Raw genomic sequence first — 21,064 nt, 5'->3', positions numbered from 1 at the left:
CGGAGACTGGATTTCTCACCTCGTAGGAATCACTGGAGCGCTTATCGCGAACCGCGTCGTACGATCACTCGTGGGGAACAATGTACGACGTAATACTCGCTGCGACTGACGGAAGCGCTCCGGCGAACCGGGGGGTCGAACACGCGTTGAGTCTCGGGTCCAGATACGACGCCGTCGTCCACGTCATCTCGGTCGTCGATACGGGCCGGTACGGAGAGCCGGCGCTGTCCAGCACGGAACTGGTACTCGAAGAACTGGAGGACCGCGCGCACGAGCACCTGGCCGAGATCGACGAGCGCGCGGACACGATGGACGTGGAGATCGTCACAAAGACCTGCCACGGTGAACCACACGAGGAGATCGTCGCGTACGCCGACGAGATCGACGCCGACCTGACACTGCTCGGCAAACACGGGCAGTCCCAGACCGGCCACCACATCGGGAGCGTCGCCAACCGCGTCGTCGACCGGTGCGACCGACCGGTCCAGCTCGCCTGAGCGAACCCCGGTCGAACAGTGGCTCGGACTCGGTTTTCCGCCGCCGGATCGTTCCCACTGGGCTGGAAGCAGAGAATCGCCTTTATCACGTGGCACCGTAGGAGGACGTATCATGGCCACTGGACCGGACTACACCTTCGCCTGCCCGGAGTGTGACGAGTCCATGTCGGTGAACGCGTCGATGCGGGACGCGCTCGTGGAACACGGCTGCGTGGTCTGCGGGACGAGCGTGACGCCGACGGTGTTTTCGTCGTCGCCCGCGGGTGAGTGACCGCCGGCGCTGATCGACCGTCTCGCGCCGCGGGACGGACAAGTATTAATTGGACACTGCTGTATTGGGGGTGCGAACAAATGGCTCTGGATCAGCAGACATCGCTGTCGGAGGACGAGACCGATGCAGTCCTCGCCCGCCACGAGACCGGCGTCCTCTCGCTGGCTCGTGACGACGAACCGTACGCGATTCCGATCTCGTACGGGTACGACAGCGACACACGGCGGTTCTATCTTCGACTCGTCTCGACGCCCGGCAGTGAGAAACGGCAGTTCCTGAGTTCCACGCCGCGGGTCCGCCTGGTCGTCTACGAGAACGAAAGCGGTGTGTACCGGAGTGTCGTCGCGATCGGCAGGCTCGAAGAGATCCCACGCTCGGAGTTGACGGTCGAACACATCGAACAGTACGGCGAGGCGAAACGCCCGCTTTTCGAGATCTGGGGCGAGTCCAAGGAGAACCTCGACATCCAGCTGTACCAGCTCGTCCCCGACGAGCTGAGCGGCCGACACATCGACGTCGACGACGCCCTCGAATCCTCGTGAGCGCGAGCGACCGAGTACCGACGACTTCTCAGTCCGCGGGAATTTCACTGGGGCATTATCCGCGCGTGACCCGTCCGTTCGAACGAGCCACGCGGCCAGGAGGGTAATCACGATGAGTACACACGCGACCGACGACGACGTTCGAGACGAGGCACCGCTCCCGATCCCAGCGGACGACGTGGCGGAGGCCGTGCCGCTGGCCGCCGAGATCGTCGTCTCCCGCGGGCGGCCAGCCGAGTGTACCCTCTACCCGGCCGACGCGAGCGGGCTGGAACTGATGTCGTCCTGGATCACCGCCAGGGAGGGATCCTTCGTGAGCCTCGAACGGATGCGGTAGCGGGGATTCGGACGGACGATGGGCAACCACGAACCTCCGGAACCGCCCGAATACACTCTCCCCACACAGATATGAGTCGGTCACCCGAACGTGACATCATGAACTGTCGACGCAGAGACGAGACGCACGGCCGTGAGCGATGAGCGGATTCGTCCGCCGGTATCTGGCCGTCGTCGGTCGATTTCTGCCGTTCGCCGTCGCCTTCCTCAGGGACCGGCGACGGTTCCTGCTGTTCGGCGGACCGAGGCGACTCGACGAAGCGGCCCACCGACGGCGTGCCGAACGGATGCGGGACACGATGCTCGAACTCGGGCCGGCGTTCGTGAAGGTCGGCCAGGTACTCTCGACGCGTCCCGACATCGTTCCGCCGGTCTACGCGGACGTGTTCGCGACGCTTCAGGACGAGATACCCGAGGACGCCGGCGGTGATCCGCGTGCGGTGGTCGAGACCGAACTGGGTGACGATCTGGACCTCTCGACGCTCGAAACGGTTGCCGGCGGCTCGCTCGCGTACGTCTACACGGTCGCGTACGAGGGCGACCGGATCGCGCTGAAAGTCCGTCGTCCGGGACTGAAGCCGATCATCGAGCGCGACCTCCGAGTGGTCCGGGCGCTGGTGCCGGTGATCAGCGTCTTCGTCGACGAGCGGCAGGAGTACTCCATCCGCAACGCCGCCGACGACTTCGAGGAGATCATCCTGGACGAACTCGACTTCGAGCGGGAGCGGCGGGTCATGGCCGACGTGCGTGCGAACTTCGTCGACGACGACCGCGTCGTCGTCCCGGCGGCCCACGAGGAACTCTCCTCGGACCGAATCCTGGCGATGGATTACCTGACCGGCCGCAAGATCACCGACGAGGACGCGCTCGCGGGCCTCGACGTGACGCCACACGAGATGGCCGAGCGCATCGCGACGGTGTATCTGGAGATGGGGCTGGTCGACGGCGTGTTCCACGCCGATCCACACCCCGGAAACCTCGCGGTCACGGACGAAGGCGCGCTGTTGATCTACGATTTCGGCATGAGCGAACGGCTCCCCGAACGCGTCCGCGGCGACATCGTCGACCTCTATCACGCGCTCGTCAGGCGGGACGTTCGCGAACTGGTCGACGCGCTGATCGCACTGGACGTGCTCGACCCCGACGTCGACCGCGCCAGGGTCGGTCGCGTGCTGGAACTGGTCATCGAGAATCTCGAGGGTCGGTCGGAGATCACCTGGCGGGCGATCATCACCGAGTTGACGACGATGTTGCAGGACTTCCCGTTCCGGATCCCGCCCGACGTGATGTTGCTCGTTCGAGTCGGCACCGTCGGCGAGGGCGTCTGTCGCCAGCTCGATCCCGAGTTCGACTTCCTGGTGGTCATCCGCCGGTTCCTCGTCGAACAGGGATTCGTCGAACGGGAACTCGAAGGGATGGTCGAGGAAGCCTGGACCGACGCGCAGCGATCACTGCCCGCGCTCACGCGACTGCCGGCGAGGCTCGACCGCTCGCTGGATCGGCTCGAACGCGGCGAACTCGTCGTCCGGACCGAGCCCGCAAACGGGCGGGCACGCGGCGATCAGCACCTCGGATACGCCGTCCTGGCGGGGTCGCTCGCGATCGCGGCGTCGATACTGACCGTCCGGCCGGGCCCGCACGCGGCCGTGGTGGCCGGTCTGTCTGGCGTCTTCCTGGTGACGTATCTGGTTGCCCAGCGGGGTACCTGATCGAGGCCGTTTCCAGGGAGTGGGAAGACCGGACTCGTTTTTTCATCGGGGTCTCCGAACGGCCGAACATGTCCGAGACGACACTGTACGAACGGCTGGGCGGGCGAGACGGCATTCGAGCCGTCGTCGACGACTTCTACGACCGACTCGTCGCCGACGAGCGGCTGGGGCCGTTCTTCGAGGACGCGGACGTGGAGCGATTGCGGCGGACACAGACCGACTTCCTCTGTGAGGCCGCCGGCGGGCCGGAGACGTACGATGCGGAGCCGGTACGGGAGGCACACCTGCACGTCCCGTTCGAGCCGGCGGACATCGAGCGGGCGGTCGCCCTGCTCCGGGAGAGCCTCGATGCCTTCGACGTGCCCGAAGACGACGCCGAGGCGGTCGTCGAGGCCGTCGCCGCGTACGAGGACGAGTTGCTGGACGGGCCTCCCGAGTGACCTGTACACTGAAGTGACTGCCCGGGAAACGTCCGGCACCGATGTCGTCCGGGATACGAGCGACGGTCGAGTTTTCGACACCCGACATCTGTCCGGTCGTCGAACACGCCACCGAGGCAGGGGCGACGGTCGATTCCGTGGCGACGAGTGTTCGTCCCACTGCGGACGTGCAGTGTGCGACGGAATTTTCCATCGACGCGGAGTACGATCCCGAGGGCGACCTCACACCGGTGTTCTCCCACGGATCGACCGAGCGATACCGGATCGTACACGACGACGGTATCACCTGTCCCTGTGAGTGTCTGGGCCAATTCGGCTGTCCCGTGACCCGGTACGTGGCCCGCGATGGACGCCTGACGGTCGTGTTTCACGCGGCCGATTACGACCAGCTCCAGACCGTCGTCGGGGAGCTCCGCGAGCGCTTCCCCGACGTGGACATCAAGCGGTTCGTCCGGGCCCCGGCCGGTGAGACCGCCGAGGATTCCGTTCTGATCGACCGGAGCAAACTCACCGACCGCCAACTGGAAGTGCTGGAGACGGCCCACGAGATGGGGTACTTCGAGAACCCGCGACGAGCCAACGCGACGGAGGTGGCCGAGGCACTCGACATCAACCCCTCGACGTTGCGGGAACACCTCTCGGCCGCCGAGACGAAACTGCTGGGCGACCTGCTGTGAGCGACCACGGGTGAACGGGAGACGAACGTCTTCGACTCGCATATAAACCATCCCGGATACTGGGGCTGTCAGTTCCTCACCCTCGACGGTGTTGTCTGTAGTATGAGTCAGTCACCGTCCGCCGTTTCGTCCGTGAAGTTCGCCGAGACCACCTCGAACGACGTGACTACCGTCGACAGTGCCGAGAACATCCAGCACGTCCTCGACGCGCTCGACGACGCGGACTGCCGTGCCATTCTGGAGGCGACCAGCGAGGACGCACTCTCGGCGAACGAAGTCTCGGACACCTGTGACCTCCCGCTCTCGACGACCTACCGCAAGCTCGAACTGCTGACCGACGCCGGCCTGCTCGAAGAGCGCACGCGACTCTGTACGACCGGGAAACACAGCAGCGAGTACGTCCGCACGGTCGAGGACGTGGTCGTGTCGCTGGGTGCCAGCGGCGAGATGGGCCTCGAAGTCACCCAGCGCGCACGGTCGCCCGGCGACCGCTGAATCGACTGCGATCCCGTACGGTCCCGTCGCCGATCACTCTCCGTTCTGTCTGAGGTCCTCGTCGAGGAGCTCACCGCGTGTGTGCCAGGTCCGTGGGCGACAGCAGATCACGAGCGCACCGACGTACAGCACCGCGACGATGGCAGTGACCGCGGTGCCGGGAATGGTACCGACCGCGGCGCTGGCGGGCCAGTCCGTGCCGGCGAAGGCGGTCACCCGGAGCAGCCACGCGCCGTTCAACACGGTGAAGATCGGGAAGTAGACCCGCCGGAGCCGGTGGGCGATGGCCTCCTCCGTCGATATCTTCAGCCGCGGTCGCCGGTAGTCCTCGGCGAGTCGTTCGCGCCAGCCGTCGTCTTCGAGGTCCTGGCTGGGGTCGAGACCGACGGCCCAGACGTGTTCCTGCAGGGTCCGCACGCGGGAGCGCCACACGTCGTAGGCCCGGTAGCGCCGGGCCTCGATGAACAGGAACATCACGACCGCGGCGTGGCCGACGAGGATCACGTAGTGCGGATTCGCCTCGCTGGAGAACGCCCACGTCAACACGGCCGCGATCAACAGCACCGCCCAGTTGGTCGTGCGGTCCAGGCGCTCGCGCCAGAGCTTCATCCGGTGGATCTCGCCCCGGTAGAGGTGCGCCATGGCCGAACTCGGCCCCATATCGCGGTCGAGCAGGCCCTCTCCGACGCGCGGGTCGAGCCGCCGGTGGTCGTCGTCGAGCGTCTCCTCGCCCGCCCGCTCGCGCGTCGAGTGTTCAGTCATGCCGATCCCCCGCGCGTCGTCGCATAGTCACGTTAATATTGTCCACTTGTATCAACACTGTGGTCGTGGGTGGCCGCGATCAGTCGCCGGTGAGGGCGTCCTGGCTGGCCGCGCAGTTGTTCGGCCCGAGTTCGAGTTCGAAGGCTTCCGCGTCGTCGGCCGTGCGCTGACCGAGGTTCGTCCCGATGATGTCCTCGTAGTTGGCCGGCCGGGGCGGCATGTCCGAGAGGACCAGCTCGACGAACTCCCGTTCGTCCATCGTCAGCGCGTCCATCTCGTCCTCCAGCTGGCCGATGGGAGCGGTGTAGGTGCCGTCCGCGGCCGGTTCGGCGGCGTCGCTGAAGTGTGCGCCGCCGATCAGCACGTCGTCGTCCAGCGTGAGGACCTTCGTCTGGAGGGTCTCGTAGAGCTGGCGGGCGGCGTCGGGTGCGCCCTCGTCACCTTCTTCGAGGTCCGGGCGGGCGACGCTCTCGACGAACAGCCCGTCGCCGGTCGCCAGCAGGTTCTCGCCGAGCAGGTAGGAGGTCATGCCGCTGGTGTGACCCGGCGTGTGGATCGTCTCGACGGTGGCCGCGCCGACCGCGTAGGCGTCGCCGTCCGCGGCCGTTTCGAGGTCCTCGATGTAGGTCACACCGCGCTGGCGGGCCGCCTCGGGGACGACGCCCGTGACGCCGCGCTCGTCGAGCGCGCGCACGCCGCTGATGTGGTCGGCGTGGATGTGCGTGTCGAAGGCGTAGGTCAACTCGGCCCCGAGGTCGGCGGCGTCGTCGAGGTAACGGTCCGTGAACGCCCGCAGCGGGTCCACGACGGCCGCCTCGCCGTCGGAGACGAGCAGGTAGCCGAGACAGCCACTGGAGGGACGCTGGTACTGGTAGAGGTCGCCGGGTCCGTCGTACCGCGAGACAGGTTCGCGCTCGTAGATACGGGCCCAGCCGTTCATTCCCTCCCCGAGGTGCGTCACGTCGCGGCCCGCTTCGGCCAGCCGGCCGGCGACGTACTCGCTCGCGCCCCCCTTGGCACAGAGGACGACCAGCGGGTCGCCCTCCGGCACGCGCTCGAGGAGGCCGTCGTCCACCGCTTCGTCGAGGAAGTGGAAGTACGGGACGTTGGCGATCTCGACGGACGCACCGTCGACGTGCCACTCCTGGAAATCACTCTCCATCCGTGCGTCGAGGATCGTCACCGACTCGCCGTCGTCGATCCGTCGCTTCAGCTCGTTCGGCTCGATCTCGTCGACCTCGACGTCCGGCGTCGGGAAGTCGTCCGGGTCCATGTACACTCACCGGTACACGCTCGACGGACATATATCTTGTGCGTATTGCACAACACAACCAATTAGAGAAGGTAGTCGACAGTCGGGCTCGACGACGTGGATCCGAAAATCTCAGTCGGCCGTGGTGGGACCGGCGCTCGAATCGGCCATGTGCGAGCGCAGTCGTCCCTGCGCGTACGCGCCGAGGAACATGCCAGCGACGGCCCAGAGGATCGGCCAGTTGCCGAGGCCGACGCTGGCGTAGGCGGCACCGGGACAGATTCCGGAGATGCCCCAGCCGGCACCGAAGACGACGCCGCCGACGACGACGTTGCGGTCGAACGACTTCACACGGCGGACGTACTCCTCGCCCGTGATCGGTGCGTGGTCGAGGGTGTTCGTCGCGACGGTGAAGACGATCCCCGTCACCACGGCCGCTCCGCCCATCACGAACAGCAGGCCGAGGTCCTCGAACTGGAGGAAATCGAGGACGACCTCGGGACGGGCCATGTGGCTGTAGGCGAGCCCGAAGCCGAAGATCAGCCCGCCGACGAGGATGGACAGGTAGAACGCGGGGCCGCGGTCGCTCACGGCGACACCCCCAGTGCCTGAACGAGTTGGGCAGTCCCGACGGCGATGGTCATGAACGTCGCGACGTTGACGATGGAGGTCCGGGACAGCGAGCCGACGCCACAGACGCCGTGGCCGGACGTACAACCCTTCCCGAGACGGGTCCCGACGCCGACGAGGATGCCGCCGCCGAGCAGTCGCCACCACTGAACCTCGGTGGTCCAGGCACCGCCCTGCCAGAGCAGGGCGTAGACGCCAGCCCCGAGGACGATCCCCGCCGTGAACACGACGCGCCAGTCACGAGACGTGACGTAGGGCAATCGGTTGAACCGCGGGACGCCCGACACGTACGAGAGCGTCGATTCGAGGAAGGTACTCGCGCCCGCGATGATACCGGTCGCGAGGTAGATCACCGCCGCACCGCCGCCGATGAGCAGACCGCCGATCAGGTACCGCGCGATGCCGTTCGGGAACAGTTCGGCACCGATCATCGGCGGGTCACCCCGCCCGAGCGAACCGCCGAACCGAGTCGATTTCTGGGCATGTCTCACCCGTCCTATCGGCTGCTCTGCAAAAAGGATTTGCATAGCAAACCATATTTTTCACAATACTGCTCCTGCCATTTCCCCTCCAATTACGCGTTGAACGGCCTGATTTCGATTTAGCCTATTATAGTAGTGGGCACTATCGACACAATTATCAATGCCGGACATAGTATTGTACGGCGAGGACACAACATGAGCTACGAGGCAGATGTCACCGAGACGCTGGACGTGAAAGGACTCTCGTGCCCGATGCCGGTCGTGAAGACGAAACAGGCGGTCGACGATCTCGGCGGTGGCGACGTGCTGGAAGTCGTCGCGACCGACTCCGGGAGCGTGAGCGACATCGACGGCTGGGCTGGTGGGACGGACGGCGTCGCCCTGCTCGACCAGGAAGAACGCGAGGCGGGCGGCGAGAGCGTCTACGTCCACTACGTGCAGGTGGAGGAATGAGTACGGAGACGGACGAGAGCGCCGAGACCGACGGGCCGGCACCGGACGTCGACCCGGCCGAACTCGAGGAGTTGCGCGCACGCGTCGACGAACTCGAAGACGAGTTGGCCGGCGTCGAGACCGAGGTCGACGACGGCCAGAAGTCGATGGTCATCGTCGCGACCAAGGGGACGCTGGACATGGCCTACCCGCCGCTGATCCTCGCGTCGACGGCCGCCGCCTTCGGCTGGGACGTGACAGTCTTCCACACGTTCTGGGGGCTGGACATCCTCCACGAGGACCACTCCACGGACCTCCAGATGAGTTCGGTCGGGAACCCGAATATGCCCGTCCCGAACGCCATCGCGTCGCTCCCGGGAATGGATCGCGTGACGACGAAGATGATGCGCAAGCGGATCGCCGACAACGAGACGGCCAGCATCGAGGAGCTACTGGAGACCTGTTTCGACATGGGCGTCGAGATGCAGGCCTGCCAGATGACCGTCGAGTTGATGGACTACGACGAGGACGACTTCTACGACGACGTCACCGTCGGCGTCGGTGCCGCCACGGCCCTGGAGCAGATGGCCGACGCCGACATCCAGCTGCTGGTCTGACCAACCTGCTGTTTCGCGGCTACACCTCCGCTCGCACGCTCGACGGAGTGTTGTGTAAACCATACATAACTCTTTTAGCACCGCGCCAACTACGTACAGCTATGCCAGACTCGATGGCGGAAATGTTGCGCCAGGATATGGAGTGTGAGGGGCTCCTGGAGTGTCTCCACGGGCTCAAGGATCTGGACAGGGAGTGTTTCGAGACGCTCGCGACGAGCGACGAGCGGTTGACCGTCGACGAGATCGCGGACCGCGTCGAGCGGGAGCGCTCGACGGCCTACCGGTCGATCCAGCGCCTCCTCCAGACCGGTCTCGTCCAGAAAGAACAGATCAACTACGAGCAGGGCGGGTACTACCACGTCTACTACCCCGCGGATCCCGAGGAGGTCACCGACGACATGCAGCGACTGCTCAACGACTGGTACGCCCAGATCGGCCAGCTGATCCAGGAGTTCCGAACCAAGTACGAGGACGAAGCGGTCCCGACGACTCCGTCGGAATCCTGAGTTCTCGCGCAACGCCCCGCTGATCGACTGTGTACTCTCCATCCGAGCTATCCTCTACAGTGACCGGTTCGCGGTAACTGGACCGACGAAATATCACTCGAACCACCGCCGGAGAGCGGTGCAGGCGGAACAGACGACTGGAATACGGAGTTGGCGCGAGCGTTAGCTGTACGCGCCGATCAGCTCGGCCAGATCGTCTTTGCTCTGGACGCCGACCAGCTTTTCGACGGGTTCCCCGTCGGCAAACAGGAGGAGCGTGGGCACACCCTGCACGCCGTACTGGCCGGCGAGTTGCTGGTTCCGGTCGACGTCGACCTTCGCGACGGCCGCTTCGGTTTCGGCCGCGAGTTCCTCGACGGTCGGTTCGAGCATCTTACACGGGCCACACCAGTCCGCGTAGAAGTCCACGAGGACCACGTCGTTCTGGTCGACGGTCTCCGAGAGATCTCCCGGCGATCCGATGTGAACAGGCTCGGACGGCGACCCGCCAGCGCTCGCGTCGGCCGACTCGCGCAGTTCCTCGAGCTTCGCTTCTTTGATGTCGTCGATGGATCGGTTCTCGCTCATCGACAGTCGCTACGTCCCACGCGTACTTAGTTGTTTTGTGCTATTTAGGCAATACTGCTACGCCGGAATCGACCCAGAGGACCACTGATCGAGTCTCTTTCCCGATTCGAGGGAGTCCGGATTCAGTTCTGATCCGGTGTTGTGTCCAATATCCACAACATACAATACAGTGGCGTCCGTAACAGTCGGTATGGACCGAAACGTCGGTAGTGTCGACCGTACAGTCCGGATCGCGCTCGGTGTCCTGGTCGCCATCGCGGGTGGAGCGGCCGTCATGGGGTACTGGACCGCCGGTGTCGCGGTTGGAGCGCTGATCGTCGCCATCGGCGCTGTGCTGGTCGTGACCGGCACGACACAGCGGTGTCCGATCTACGCCGGTGCGGGGATCGACACCTGCGACGCGGACCGCTGATCGGTTCCGAGGCACCGGATCGACCGGCGGTGTCGCGGTCTCCCTGGTTCGCCGCCACGGTGGCGAGGACGAACGAATCGCTCCCTACTCGTCCGTCGTTTCGCGGGCGTTCACGGCGAGGACTGGCGCGTCCGCGTGCCGGATGATTCGCTCGGTGGTACTCCCCAGCAGGAACCGGTTCAGGCCGGTCCGGCCGTGTGTCCCCATCGCGAGTAGATCGATACCCTCCTCGCCTGCGTACCCGATCAGATCTTCCGCCGGGAACCCCTCCCGGACCTCGGTCCGCACGTCGAGACCGGCCGCACGTGCGCGGTCGGCGATTGCTTCGGTCGCATCGGTCCGTTCGTCGCGGACCCGTTCGAGCGCCTCGGTCGGTGGCGTGTACTCCACCCGGGTGGCGAGGTCGCCCACGTCGACGATGGAGACCGCGTGAATCCGTGCGTCGAACTGTTCGGCGATCGCGATCCCGTGATCGACGGCCACGGTTGCCAGGTCGCTCCCGTCGGTGGGGATCAACACGTCGTCACAGTCGCCAGCGGGCCCGAGTTCGACACCCGCCCGGGCCGTCAGCACGGGGGCGTCGGCCAGCCGGACGACGCGTTCGGTGACGCTCCCGACCACGTAGCGATGCACCCCCGTCCGGCCGTGAGTCCCCATCACGATCAGGTCCGCGTCGAATTCTGCGGCGTCGTCGACGATTGCGGTCGCGGGCGTCCCTTCGAGGATGTCCGTGTCCACACGCTCGTCGGTGAGCGCTTCGACCGCCTCGATAGCTTCACGGGCCTGTGATTTCTGGTTCTCGACGAACGCGTCGTCGACGCCGCCCGCATCGAACGGCCCCGCCGCTCCCTGTATGTCGACGACGCCGATCACCCGCACTGTCGCGTCGAACGCACGTGCGAGCGCCATCGCGTGTTCGGCCGCACGTATTGCGTGATCGCTTCCGTCCGTCGGTATGAGAATCCGCTCGTACATCCCTTCGCCGACGCTACTTCCCGTGAGTACAAAAAGCGAGGGTGCCGTTCTCATCCGACGGAAGTACGAATCGCCGCCCGTCGTTGCCCGAACCACGCCCTACAGGCACCGATTGTGTAGCCAGCCCAGAATAATTCACTCGTTACCGAAGTAATAATCTACAATCGGCCGTCCGAGAGCGCACTTGTAAATCTCATATCGCTATATAGAAACTAGAGTTCAACGGGTACGTTTATGCGCTCGACTTGTCATTCGTCTCCATGCGATACGCGCAGATAGTCCTCACACTGCTGGAGCCAACGTCACCGACCGAGGCGGCGCTGGCGGCGGCCGACGACATCACCCGCGAGCAACTCCACCACCTCGATCTGCTCGACGACGGGACGGCCACGACCCTCTACGAGATGTCCGGGAACGTCGACCGCGTCAGGGAGATCACGGCGGCCGACGACGCGCTCATCGACTACCAGATCTCGGCCGGGACGGACCGGATCACCGTCTACGCACACTTCGAGCCGAGCGAGGAACTGACCGAACTGCTCGAATTCGTCCGGACGAGCGAACTCATCCTCGACATGCCCATCGAGTACACTGACGACGGACGCGTCCGCGCACTGGTGATCGGACAGGCCGACACGTTCCAGGCGGCGCTGGCGAACGTCCCCGGGCCCATCGACGTGGAACTGGCACGGATCGGCGAGTACGAACCGGAGTCCGAACGGCTCTACGCGCAGCTCACCGAGCGCCAGCAGGAGACGCTTCTGGCGGCGCTCGAGGTCGGGTACTATCGGACGCCGCGAGAGGCGACACAGCGCGACGTTGCCGACTACCTCGACCGCTCGGACGGCACCGTCGGCGAACACCTCCGGAAAATCGAGGCCACGGTCCTCACTGCCATCGCGCCTCAGTGATCGGGCGGGGTGGACTGGTTCGTCGTCCGGTCAACTCGCGAGCTTCGTCTCCAGGTCCGCCCCGACGAACAGGTCGGTCGCCCGCTCGGTCGCCGCCGTCGTCTCCGCGGTATTTTCGAGCAGGACCGTCTCGCTCGGGAACAGCCGTTCGCCCAGTTCCAGCCCGTAGTCGTGGGCCGTCGATCCGGTGACGGTCAGGTACACCCCGAGCCCCGTCTCCGCGATAGCCGCCTCCTCGACGGCCCCTTCGTCGGGATAGGTGAACTCGATCCCCTCGATGGCGTCCGTCCCGAGGACCGCCTCCACCAGGCGTTCGTAGCGGGGTGAGATACAGAGAGTTCCTTCGTAGGCATCGACGAACGACCGGTCGAGGTCGGTGTCGAGTTGCCGTCTGGTCTCCGGTGTCGCCAGGAGTGTGTGCCAGACGGTGTCGCCGAGGCCCGAGACGACCCGAACGTCCGTATCACGGGGGTCGATCCGTTCGTTGACCTCGTCCAGCCCCGTCAGCGGTTCGGGGTCGAGGCCGACCACTTCTTCCAGCACCAGATCGGCACTGTCGAACCCGAGCGCGAACTCGTGGGTCCGGAGCGCCCGGAACGGTTCCTCACGGCCGACGAGCTGGAGGTCGTACCCGTCGAGATCGAGCGTGAGGCTGTCGAAGACGATCCGGCGGGGCATCCCGGCGCGGTCGTCGCGCAGGAGCGTGAACTCGGGGGCCGTCGGATCGTCGGTGTCGGAGTAGGCCGCCAAGCGGTCGTACACGTCACGCTCCGCGGTCTGGTTGTCCTTGGTGATGGCTTTCTCGTACTGGAGCGTCGAGATGACGTCGTCGGCGAGGTCGGTCGTGCCCGTCCGGGCCGCGAGCCGTTCGAGGACGGCCTCCAGCGGCCGTCCCTTGCGCGGGACGGCGACGCGGACAGTAGTCATTATCGAACAGGTCGCGAGCCGAGAGTAAAACGCCGCCGGTTTCTAGTCGCCGTCGGCCGCGCCCAGCACGTTGCTGAGCTGTTCGCGCCACTCTTTGAGTTCCACGATGTCGTCCTCGATGTCGTCGACGCGGTCGTCGACCTCGTCGATGTCGTCCAGTTCGTCTTCGAGGTCGTCGATAGCGCCCTGGATCGAGTCGATATCGTCGTCCACGTCCTTCACGTCGCCCTTGAGAGACTGCAGGTCGCCCTGGATGCCTTCGACGCTGTCTTCGAGCGAGGCCACCTGCTGAGTGTTGTCCTCGATGTCGTCTTCCAGCCCCCCGAGCTGGTCTTCGAGGTTCGCCACGTCTTCCTGCAGGCCTTCGATGAGGTCCTGGCCGGTCCCGTTCTCCTCGAGGAACTCCTCGAGTGCGTCCACGTACGCGTCGAGTTCCGTCACGTCGCTCTGGAGTTTCTCGAGGCGTGCCTCGACGGCACCGCCGGTCCCACCGCTGCTCTCGATTTCGAGTTCGGACCGAAGGACCTCGAGATCGTCGTCGTCGACCTCGCCGGCCTCGATCTCGGTGGCGAGTGCCGACGCGACGCTCTCGATGTCGAGCGAACCGCCGGTCTCTGGCTCGGCGGCTTCGGTCTCGTCGGATTCCGCCTCGGACTCGTCCTCGGTGTCTGCGTCCTGGTCGGCCTCGTCGGCGTCCTCCGCTTCCTCCTCGTCTGCGTCCTCGGCCTCGGCCTCGTCTTCGTCCTCCTCGTCGGTGTCCTCGTCGTCGCCCACGAGGTCCACCTCGTCCGGATCCGCCTCGGCCCCCTCGGCGTTGGGATCGGTGAGATCGAGCGTCCCGATGTCCTCCTCGTCGGCTTCCTCGTCTTCGAGGCCGGGGACCGAGTCGGCGTTGCCGGAGATCACGTCACGGACCACGTCGCTCCCGCTCCCGCCGACGACGCCGTCCTCGTCCTCCAGCGGCGGGTCGACCTCGGCGATTTCCGGTTCCGTGAGAAACTGTTCGACGTTGTCCGTCCCCGTCGCCCGGATGCCGTAGACCGTCGTGTACTGTTCCTCGGCCTCGATCTCGCGCTCGAAGGTAATTTCGTCGTCTTCGATGGTCCAGTACTCACTCCCGTACTCCGGATGGAACCCCAGATCCTCCACGGCGACGTTTTCCGGCACGTCGTCGACGAGCCTGACCGTCACCGCTTCGGTCCTGTCCGAGTTGATCCGAAACGCAATCGCGGGGACAGGAAACGCGTCGGCCTCGAACGTCTTGATCACGGTGACCCCGTTCGAGGCGACGGTCACCTCCTCGTAATTTTGCGATTCGCTCATGCTTACACTTCGAGTAACCAACGGTATTAAAGCTACGTACCGTTTCTCCCCGCGTGGTAGGGACTCACAACCGCGTTCCGCCGTCGTCCGTCGCCCCGCAGTAACGACCGGTTACAGGTCGGTCCGGTCGCCGATCTCGGCGATTTCGAGCCGTCGGGGATACTCGTGGCTCCGAACGTGATCGTGCAGCGCCGTCGGGTCCGCAGTCAGTCCCTTCCACATGTCCCAGTGGGTGGGGAGCAACCGATCCAGCCGGAGCTGCCGGGCGGCCTCGCTGATCTCGTTCTCGTCGCTGTACCACTTGGTGTACTTTGGCTCGCGGGTCTCTTTGTCGGGAATCTGGCCGTCCGATCCGAACGCGAGGACGCCGAGGTCGATGTCGTAGGTCTCACCGACGCGCTCGAACGCCTCGCCGGGGCGGGCGTCGCCGCCGTGGAAGAAGGTCCCAGCGTCGTGTTCGAAGACGTAGGAGACGGGATGGGTCGCGTCGGGGTCGTTCGCAGGCTCGACGTGAACGTGGAGGCTACCCACCTCGAAGCTGTCGCCTTCGCTCACCTCGCGGAACTGGTCGTCGTCGACGGCCCACTCGTCGGTCCAGCCCTCTGACTCGGCCACGGCCAGGGAGTCGTCGGGGCCCACGTAGTCGGCGCCAGTTTCGGCGAGGATCGGGGCCTGACTCGGGCCGTGAACGTGATCGGAGTGTTCGTGGGTCGCCAGAACGGCGTCGGCCTCTCGAACGTCGGTCGGCTCGAACGGCACCGGGATCATCCGCACGGTCCGGGGCGGGTCACCCGTGCCGAGATACGGGTCGATAAAGAGAGTGGTCCCGTCGTCGGCCTTCAGGACGAACCCGTTGCAACCGAGATACCAGAGCGCCAGTCCGTCGGGGTCGGCGTCGGCGACGGCCGCGGGCAGCCAGTCGCCCCAGTCGCTGTGAACCATGTCCCTGGGTCCGCCGGGCCAGCAAAAGAGGATTTCGACCCACGCGGCGCTCGGGGCTTCGGCGTCGGGGAGAAAACGGACTGGGATCCGGGCTCAGTCTTCGCAACAGCCGCCGGCCTTCTGGCCGAAGTCGATCCGCAGGGGCTCGGAGATGGTCTCGTTGATCTCCTGGAGGTGGAGTTCGAGTTCGTTCTGTGCCTGCAGGAACTCTGCCATCACGGGGATGTCGTGGAGCGCTTCCTGTTTGGACTGGAGTTCGCGGAGGTCCTCCTGGGTCGCCTCGCCGGTCTGGCGGGCGAGCATGAACTCCTCGCGGAACGACTCGAACTCCTGAATCTTCTCCTGGGCTTCCTCGTCGTTCTCGACGGCTTCTTTGGCCTCCTCGAAGCGCTGGTAGGCCGGGAGATCGGCGATGGCCTCGCCGAGGTCGCGGCTGAGCTGGTCGACTGTCGACTGGGCGGACTCGCCGGATTCCGTTTCGATGCTCATCGCCGTGGGCTACGTGCTTCAGCGGTTTCAACCTGCCGAACCGTCCGCCAGCACAGCCCCACGCGAGTGAAGCCACGGCCGGCCACGTCGGTCGCGCCGTCGCAGTGAAGATATCAGTTTCGATATTTTGAAAGTTACTGCTTTAGCCGGAGAGAAGAATCGTTCGGTAACGGTCGTAATTCGATGGTATCTGTCGCATCTCCTCGCAGTGGGCTGACTTTTGTATTATTGATTTTTGGATTTGCAGTCGTCGCGACTGGAAGTGCGGCCGCAGCCCCCGCCGACGGGAGTCCGAACGCGACCACAGCGGGCGGACCGTCGGTCGCGTCGACCGTCGACCGGATCGAGGGCACCGGGGCACTGCGCTACGAGGTCACGGTAACCGGTCTGTCCGGGTACGAGCGGGTCAAACTCGTCGTCGGGCGGGATGCGACGGTCGTCGAGGTCGAGGGCATGACGACCACCCGACGCGACGGGCGGACGTGGTTGCGGCGGGCTGGCGATAGCGCCACGGCGAGCGTCCGTATCCGGACGACGACCGCGGCGGCCGACCGTCCCACCGAGGGCGGCGAGTACTTCGCGACCGACTCGTGGGTGCTGGGTCGGGTACCGCTGGTGGAACTCCGGTGGGCCAGGGCCGGCGAGCGGGTCGAGCGCCGTCGGCTGTTCGCCGATGGCCGCACTTCCTCGTCCCGGGTCACAGTGAGGAACCGGTACGCACTGGTCGGCGACCAGCGTTCCGTGTCAGTCACTGCGGCCGACGGTGAGATCCGGATCGTCAGCCCCGAGGGAACCCAGTTGGGTCCGGACGAGGACGAGCTTCTCTCGGCACTCGGCGACGCCGCCGCGCGGTTGGACGTGGGCGACCGTGGCGACGACGTGGTGTTGTTCGCGCTGGGGAGTCCCGCCCGTCGGGGTGGCGAGTCGTTCCCGGTCCACGACGAGGCGTGGATCAACACCGACTCGCCGCTCGACGACCCCAACAGCGTGTGGCTCCACGAGTACGTCCACACGCGACAGGACTTCGTCCTCGCCACGGACATGCGGTGGTTCCGGGAAGCCAGCGCCGAGTACTACGCCGCGCGACTGGCCTACGAACAGGGACGGATCGACAGGGCCGCGATGGAAGCCCACTTCGACGGGGCCCCGACTACGGCCGCGCTGACCGAGCCAGGCACCTGGGACGATCCGACGGTCCCGTACACGAAGGGGGCGCGCGTCCTCGCGCTCGTGGATCGTAAGATCAGACTCTCGACCGACGGCGAACGGTCGCTGGAGGACGTGTTCCGGCGGCTGAACGAACAGGACGGGCCAGTCACCTACGCGGACTTCGAGGACGCCGTCGCCGCCGTCGCCGGCCACCGGATGGACGGCTGGCTCGACCGCTACGTCGACGGGACCGCACCGGTCGCGAGTTTCTATCCGGGCGGTCCCGAACGGCAGGGGTTGCTCGCGCCGCTCGTGCAGGTAGTGAGCGGAGCGGGGGCCGCCGGCGTGTTTTTCGTCCTCTCGCTTTTCCTGAGCGGTGTCGGCTCGGTCCCGCTGTACCGCTATCTCGACCGGACCGATCCGGACGGTGGAGACGGTCGACCGGGCGAGCCGGTCTGAATCCTGGCTAGCGATCCCCGGTGTCCGAAAGCGTCGGCGTTTTACGCGCCCGGCGGTTACCGGAGTGCAATGAGCCAGGATTCGTCGGAGAGCTACTCGGAGGGGGACCTCCGGGGGACGGGGATGTCCCTGAAACACGACCGCGAGTGGGATTACGAACTCGACCGGATCACCGAGGCCGTCGCAGAGCGCGACGCCGAGACGGTCGGGTTGCAGTTCCCCGAGGGTCTGAAGCGCCGCGCCAGCGCGGTCACCGACGACCTCCGTGCGGAACTCCCCGAGGACGTGACCGTGATGACCTCGGGCCAGCCCTGCTACGGGGCCTGCGATCTGGACACCTACATGATGCGCCGGACGGACGTGTTCGTCCACTTCGGGCACAGCCCGATGAAGGAGTCCGAGAAGATCATCTACGTCCCGCTGTTCTCGAACGTCGAGGTCACGCCGATCATGGCCGAATCGCTGGACGAACTCGCCGACCCCGAGGACGATCCCGACGTGGGGCTGGTGACCACCGCCCAGCACATGAACAAGTTCGAGGAGATGCGCGAGTGGCTCGAAGACCGGGGCTACGAGGTCCACACCCGCCGCGGTGACGACCGGTTGACCCACGAAGGGCAGGTGCTGGGCTGTAACTACGCCAGCGCGGACGTGGACGCCGACCAGATCCTCTACGTCGGCGGCGGGAAGTTCCACCCGCTCGGCCTGGCGATGGAACACCCCGACAAACACGTCGTCATCGCGGATCCGGTGAACAACGCCATCACCGTCGCCGACCCCGAGAAGTTCCTGAAACAGCGCTACGCCTCGGTCCACAAGGCCATGGACGCCGAGGAGTGGGGCGTCATCTTCTGTACCAAGATCGGGCAGGGTCGCTGGGATCAGGCCCAGGAGATCGTCGACGACAACGACAACGCCTACCTGATCACGATGGACGAGGTGACCCCCGACCGGCTGACGAACTTCGGCTTCGACGCATACGTCAACACGGGTTGTCCGCGGATCACGACCGACGACGGCCCGCAGTTCAAGAAGCCGATGCTCACCCCCGGGGAGTACGAGATCGCCATCGGCGAGAAACCGCTGGACGAACTCTCCTTCGACACCTTCCACGGTACCTGGTGACGCGCCCGCGTGCGCGCAGGTCGACTCGGGATTCATCGCGCCGGGATGCGATTCGCAGTCCGCACGCTCGCGTGCCGACGCCGCAAGTAGACGACCCACAGACGTGGATCGACCTGCAGAATCCCATACAACCCCCCGGGTTCTGGCTTCGGACGTGTCACGCACTCCACTCGTCACGGTCGGTATCATCGTGTGTGTCGCCTTCGGTGTCGCTGTCGTCCTGACGGCCGGCACGGCCCTCGTGGCCGCGGCCGGACAGATCGCCGGCGACATCGCCCTGAAGTCCGGCCCTGCGAGCGATTCGCCCGACGGCGACGCCGGCAACGCGTCCGTGCCCGGCGTCACCGCCAACGGTACCGCCGACATCTCCACCGTCCTCGAATCACATCGCAGTGCTCTCTCGGACCGTGGCTACGTCGCCGTGACCAACGCGACCCGGCGGGACGACGGGTCGGTGGTCGCGGCCAGGAACCGATCCTACCGCGCGAGTCCGAATGGTTCACACCTCCTCGTCGTCGCGCGCGGCTTCGCCCGGCAGGGTCAGCGTCGGCGGGCCACCATCTGGGCCAACGACAGCCACCGCGTCACCCGACGGACGACGCCCGGAGACGACGAGTACACCGCGGCGGGTCGCGTCCCGGTCACACCGGTGCCACCGACGATCGAACCGTTCACCGCGGCGTTCAGTCGGGTCAACGGCGAGTTCGTCGTCACGGACTCTGAGACGGTCGACGGCCACCGAGTCGTGACCATGGCGGCACCGCTCGAACGGCCGACCGAGTGGACCGGCGACACCGGATCGCTGACGCTCCGGGTCGACGACCGGGGGGTCGTCCGGAACGCGACCGCGATCCGGCCCACGCCCGACGGGACCGAACGGATGACCTACCGGCTCGTCGACCTCGGCGTCGAGCGCGTGCCCAGGCCCGACTGGACCGGAAACGTGTCGAGAACCGCCGCCGAGTCAGGATCGGCCGTTGCCGACGGCGGGAGCCCTCCGGAAACCTCGGTCACAGGCTGGGAACGGGGATCACAGTCTCCGTGAATAGACCAGTGGTTCGGACCCCCTCGAACACTCAGAACGCGTCGTCGAGGTCGGCGGCGATGCTCTCGATAGCCTCCTCGGCGGCGTCGACGACGCCGACCATGCTGGCGAAGCCGTGGATCATGTCCTCGTAGTGGTCGAGGGTCACGTCGACGCCGTCGGCTTCGAGGCGGTCGGCGTAGACTCGGCCCTCGTCACGGAGCGGGTCGAACTCGGCGGTGAGGATCGTCGCGGACGGGACGCCCGAGAGATCCTCGGCCAGCAGTGGCGCGAAGTACTCGTTGCGGAGGTGGATCTCGTCCTGAACGTACTGCTCGACGAACCACTCCATGCTCTCGGTTTCGAGGAAGTAGCCCTCGGCGTTCTCCTCGTAGGAGTCGAAGTCCTCGTCGAGGACGGGCGAACTCACGGCCGGATAGATCAGCACCTGGTGGGCAAGGTCCGGGCCGTCACGGTCCTGCACGGCGAGGGTGGTCGCGGCCGAGAGGTTCGCGCCGGCTGAGTCGCCCCCGACTGCGATCCGGTCGGTATCCACGTCGATGTGATCGCCGTGTTCGGCGACCCACTCGACGGCCGCGTAGGCGTCCTCGACGGCCGCGGGGAAGGGGTTCTCGGGTGCGAGCCGGTAGTCCACCGACAGCACCGCACAGTCGGCGGCGTTGGTGAGCGACCGGCACAGCGCGTCGTGTGTCTCCAGACTGCCGATGACGAAGCCGCCACCGTGGAAGTACACGAGTACGGGATGGGGCCCGTCGCCGTCGGGCTGGTAGAGGCGGACCGGGAGCGCCCCGCCGGGCCCCTGGATCTCGAAGTTCTCGACGGTGGCCACGTCCTCCCCGTCGCCGCGCATGGCGGCCATCGCTTCCAGCTGGTTGCGGGCCTCCTCGACCGACACCGCGTACGTCGGCGGCACCGGCTGGTCGTCGATCATCTGCAATACGGCCTGCACCTGGGGATGTGGTTGGTCTGCCATACCGTGGCCCACGGACCGCGCCAGTGTTAATTCTGTCCCACGCTGAGCTAACGACGTAAACCAGCTCGGTGTTTCGCCCCGCCACTGTTACTCGATGGTGCCGAGCGGCGATTACTACA

The 21,064-nt window shown here is 65.9% G+C and carries 27 protein-coding genes; 16 read left to right on the top strand and 11 right to left on the bottom strand.

Annotated elements, in window-relative coordinates; genetic code table 11:
* Positions 1-80 precede the first annotated feature (80 nt).
* The 8 genes from ACOZ4N_RS05115 (at position 81) to ACOZ4N_RS05080 (ending at position 4,967) form a co-directional block, all read left to right on the top strand.
* Positions 81-497: a universal stress protein gene (locus ACOZ4N_RS05115; RefSeq protein WP_424018855.1), complete on the top strand. Its 417-nt coding sequence runs from the start codon at positions 81-83 to the stop codon at positions 495-497.
* A 112-nt stretch (positions 498-609) separates the two neighbouring features.
* Positions 610-768 carry a DUF7560 family zinc ribbon protein gene (locus tag ACOZ4N_RS05110; RefSeq protein WP_424018854.1) on the top strand — a complete coding sequence of 53 codons (159 nt, stop codon included), beginning with the start codon at positions 610-612 and terminating at the stop codon, positions 766-768.
* Positions 769-848: 80 nt separating this feature from the next.
* Complete coding sequence (locus ACOZ4N_RS05105) at positions 849-1,310, top strand: pyridoxamine 5'-phosphate oxidase family protein (RefSeq protein WP_424018853.1); 462 nt, start codon at positions 849-851, stop codon at positions 1,308-1,310.
* Positions 1,311-1,422: 112 nt separating this feature from the next.
* A complete protein-coding gene (locus ACOZ4N_RS05100; protein ID WP_424018852.1) occupies positions 1,423-1,647 on the top strand; it encodes a DUF7511 domain-containing protein in 225 nt (74 codons plus the stop codon).
* A gap of 139 nt (positions 1,648-1,786) precedes the next feature.
* Positions 1,787-3,355: an ABC1 kinase family protein gene (locus tag ACOZ4N_RS05095; RefSeq protein WP_424018851.1), complete on the top strand. Its 1,569-nt coding sequence runs from the start codon at positions 1,787-1,789 to the stop codon at positions 3,353-3,355.
* A 68-nt stretch (positions 3,356-3,423) separates the two neighbouring features.
* A complete protein-coding gene (locus tag ACOZ4N_RS05090) occupies positions 3,424-3,795 on the top strand; it encodes a truncated hemoglobin (protein WP_424018850.1) in 372 nt (123 codons plus the stop codon).
* Positions 3,796-3,836: 41 nt separating this feature from the next.
* A complete protein-coding gene (locus ACOZ4N_RS05085; protein ID WP_424018849.1) occupies positions 3,837-4,472 on the top strand; it encodes a helix-turn-helix domain-containing protein in 636 nt (211 codons plus the stop codon).
* A 102-nt stretch (positions 4,473-4,574) separates the two neighbouring features.
* On the top strand, positions 4,575-4,967 hold the full coding sequence (locus ACOZ4N_RS05080; protein WP_424018848.1) for a helix-turn-helix domain-containing protein: 393 nt from the start codon (positions 4,575-4,577) through the stop codon (positions 4,965-4,967).
* Positions 4,968-5,000: 33 nt separating this feature from the next.
* On the opposite strand, the gene ACOZ4N_RS05075 is transcribed toward ACOZ4N_RS05080, so the two are convergent.
* The 4 genes from ACOZ4N_RS05075 to ACOZ4N_RS05060 form a co-directional block, all read right to left on the bottom strand.
* Positions 5,001-5,729, bottom strand: coding sequence for a DUF2270 domain-containing protein (locus tag ACOZ4N_RS05075; RefSeq protein WP_424018847.1), 729 nt, complete (start codon positions 5,727-5,729; stop codon positions 5,001-5,003).
* A 79-nt stretch (positions 5,730-5,808) separates the two neighbouring features.
* Positions 5,809-7,002 (bottom strand): MBL fold metallo-hydrolase, encoded by a 1,194-nt coding sequence (locus ACOZ4N_RS05070; RefSeq protein ID WP_424018846.1) that lies wholly within the window; start codon positions 7,000-7,002, stop codon positions 5,809-5,811.
* A 111-nt stretch (positions 7,003-7,113) separates the two neighbouring features.
* A complete protein-coding gene (locus ACOZ4N_RS05065; RefSeq protein WP_424018845.1) occupies positions 7,114-7,572 on the bottom strand; it encodes a YeeE/YedE family protein in 459 nt (152 codons plus the stop codon).
* Positions 7,569-8,042: a YeeE/YedE family protein gene (locus tag ACOZ4N_RS05060; protein WP_424018844.1), complete on the bottom strand. Its 474-nt coding sequence runs from the start codon at positions 8,040-8,042 to the stop codon at positions 7,569-7,571. Before ACOZ4N_RS05060 ends, ACOZ4N_RS05065 begins: the two co-directional genes overlap by 4 nt.
* Before the next feature lie 246 nt (positions 8,043-8,288).
* Here ACOZ4N_RS05060 and ACOZ4N_RS05055 point away from each other — a divergent pair, with 246 nt between their 5' ends.
* From ACOZ4N_RS05055 to ACOZ4N_RS05045, 3 genes are all read left to right on the top strand, one after another.
* A complete protein-coding gene (locus ACOZ4N_RS05055) occupies positions 8,289-8,546 on the top strand; it encodes a sulfurtransferase TusA family protein (protein WP_424018843.1) in 258 nt (85 codons plus the stop codon).
* On the top strand, positions 8,543-9,142 hold the full coding sequence (locus ACOZ4N_RS05050; protein WP_424018842.1) for a DsrE/DsrF/DrsH-like family protein: 600 nt from the start codon (positions 8,543-8,545) through the stop codon (positions 9,140-9,142). Before ACOZ4N_RS05055 ends, ACOZ4N_RS05050 begins: the two co-directional genes overlap by 4 nt.
* 101 nt (positions 9,143-9,243) lie before the next feature.
* A complete protein-coding gene (locus ACOZ4N_RS05045; RefSeq protein ID WP_424018841.1) occupies positions 9,244-9,648 on the top strand; it encodes a helix-turn-helix domain-containing protein in 405 nt (134 codons plus the stop codon).
* A 162-nt stretch (positions 9,649-9,810) separates the two neighbouring features.
* On the opposite strand, the gene trxA is transcribed toward ACOZ4N_RS05045, so the two are convergent.
* The gene (gene trxA / locus ACOZ4N_RS05040; protein WP_424018840.1) at positions 9,811-10,215 is read right to left on the bottom strand and encodes a thioredoxin; all 405 of its coding nucleotides are present in this window, start codon (positions 10,213-10,215) and stop codon (positions 9,811-9,813) included.
* A 190-nt stretch (positions 10,216-10,405) separates the two neighbouring features.
* On the opposite strand from trxA, the gene ACOZ4N_RS05035 reads away from it, so the two are divergent.
* Complete coding sequence (locus ACOZ4N_RS05035) at positions 10,406-10,627, top strand: YgaP family membrane protein (protein WP_424018839.1); 222 nt, start codon at positions 10,406-10,408, stop codon at positions 10,625-10,627.
* 84 nt (positions 10,628-10,711) lie between these two features.
* Here the strand turns inward: ACOZ4N_RS05035 and ACOZ4N_RS05030 are convergent, their stop codons facing one another.
* Positions 10,712-11,602 (bottom strand): universal stress protein, encoded by an 891-nt coding sequence (locus tag ACOZ4N_RS05030; protein WP_424019933.1) that lies wholly within the window; start codon positions 11,600-11,602, stop codon positions 10,712-10,714.
* A 260-nt stretch (positions 11,603-11,862) separates the two neighbouring features.
* Here ACOZ4N_RS05030 and ACOZ4N_RS05025 point away from each other — a divergent pair, with 260 nt between their 5' ends.
* A complete protein-coding gene (locus tag ACOZ4N_RS05025) occupies positions 11,863-12,513 on the top strand; it encodes a helix-turn-helix domain-containing protein (RefSeq protein WP_424018838.1) in 651 nt (216 codons plus the stop codon).
* Positions 12,514-12,543: 30 nt separating this feature from the next.
* Here the strand turns inward: ACOZ4N_RS05025 and ACOZ4N_RS05020 are convergent, their stop codons facing one another.
* The 4 genes from ACOZ4N_RS05020 to ACOZ4N_RS05005 form a co-directional block, all read right to left on the bottom strand.
* Positions 12,544-13,440 (bottom strand): hypothetical protein, encoded by an 897-nt coding sequence (locus ACOZ4N_RS05020; RefSeq protein WP_424018837.1) that lies wholly within the window; start codon positions 13,438-13,440, stop codon positions 12,544-12,546.
* A gap of 42 nt (positions 13,441-13,482) precedes the next feature.
* Positions 13,483-14,763, bottom strand: a complete 1,281-nt coding sequence (locus ACOZ4N_RS05015; RefSeq protein ID WP_424018836.1) for a hypothetical protein — start codon at positions 14,761-14,763, stop codon at positions 13,483-13,485.
* Positions 14,764-14,874: 111 nt separating this feature from the next.
* Complete coding sequence (locus ACOZ4N_RS05010) at positions 14,875-15,705, bottom strand: MBL fold metallo-hydrolase (protein WP_424018835.1); 831 nt, start codon at positions 15,703-15,705, stop codon at positions 14,875-14,877.
* Between the two features lie 93 nt (positions 15,706-15,798).
* The gene (locus tag ACOZ4N_RS05005) at positions 15,799-16,194 is read right to left on the bottom strand and encodes a YlbF family regulator (RefSeq protein WP_424018834.1); all 396 of its coding nucleotides are present in this window, start codon (positions 16,192-16,194) and stop codon (positions 15,799-15,801) included.
* A gap of 183 nt (positions 16,195-16,377) precedes the next feature.
* Here ACOZ4N_RS05005 and ACOZ4N_RS05000 point away from each other — a divergent pair, with 183 nt between their 5' ends.
* The 3 genes from ACOZ4N_RS05000 to ACOZ4N_RS04990 all read left to right on the top strand — a co-directional run bounded on the left by ACOZ4N_RS05000 (position 16,378) and on the right by ACOZ4N_RS04990 (position 19,972).
* A complete protein-coding gene (locus ACOZ4N_RS05000) occupies positions 16,378-17,802 on the top strand; it encodes a hypothetical protein (RefSeq protein WP_424018833.1) in 1,425 nt (474 codons plus the stop codon).
* A 69-nt stretch (positions 17,803-17,871) separates the two neighbouring features.
* The gene (dph2, locus tag ACOZ4N_RS04995; protein WP_424018832.1) at positions 17,872-18,927 is read left to right on the top strand and encodes a diphthamide biosynthesis enzyme Dph2; all 1,056 of its coding nucleotides are present in this window, start codon (positions 17,872-17,874) and stop codon (positions 18,925-18,927) included.
* A gap of 154 nt (positions 18,928-19,081) precedes the next feature.
* The gene (locus ACOZ4N_RS04990) at positions 19,082-19,972 is read left to right on the top strand and encodes a hypothetical protein (protein WP_424018831.1); all 891 of its coding nucleotides are present in this window, start codon (positions 19,082-19,084) and stop codon (positions 19,970-19,972) included.
* 31 nt (positions 19,973-20,003) lie between these two features.
* Here the strand turns inward: ACOZ4N_RS04990 and ACOZ4N_RS04985 are convergent, their stop codons facing one another.
* Complete coding sequence (locus ACOZ4N_RS04985; protein WP_424018830.1) at positions 20,004-20,945, bottom strand: alpha/beta hydrolase; 942 nt, start codon at positions 20,943-20,945, stop codon at positions 20,004-20,006.
* Positions 20,946-21,064 lie beyond the last annotated feature (119 nt).

It is taken from the genome of Halorientalis pallida, from assembly GCF_049605515.1.
In the GTDB taxonomy this organism is placed as follows: domain Archaea; phylum Halobacteriota; class Halobacteria; order Halobacteriales; family Haloarculaceae; genus Halorientalis; species Halorientalis pallida_A.
Note: the sequence above shows the minus strand (reverse complement) of the source record. Positions and strands in the feature narration are given on the sequence as shown.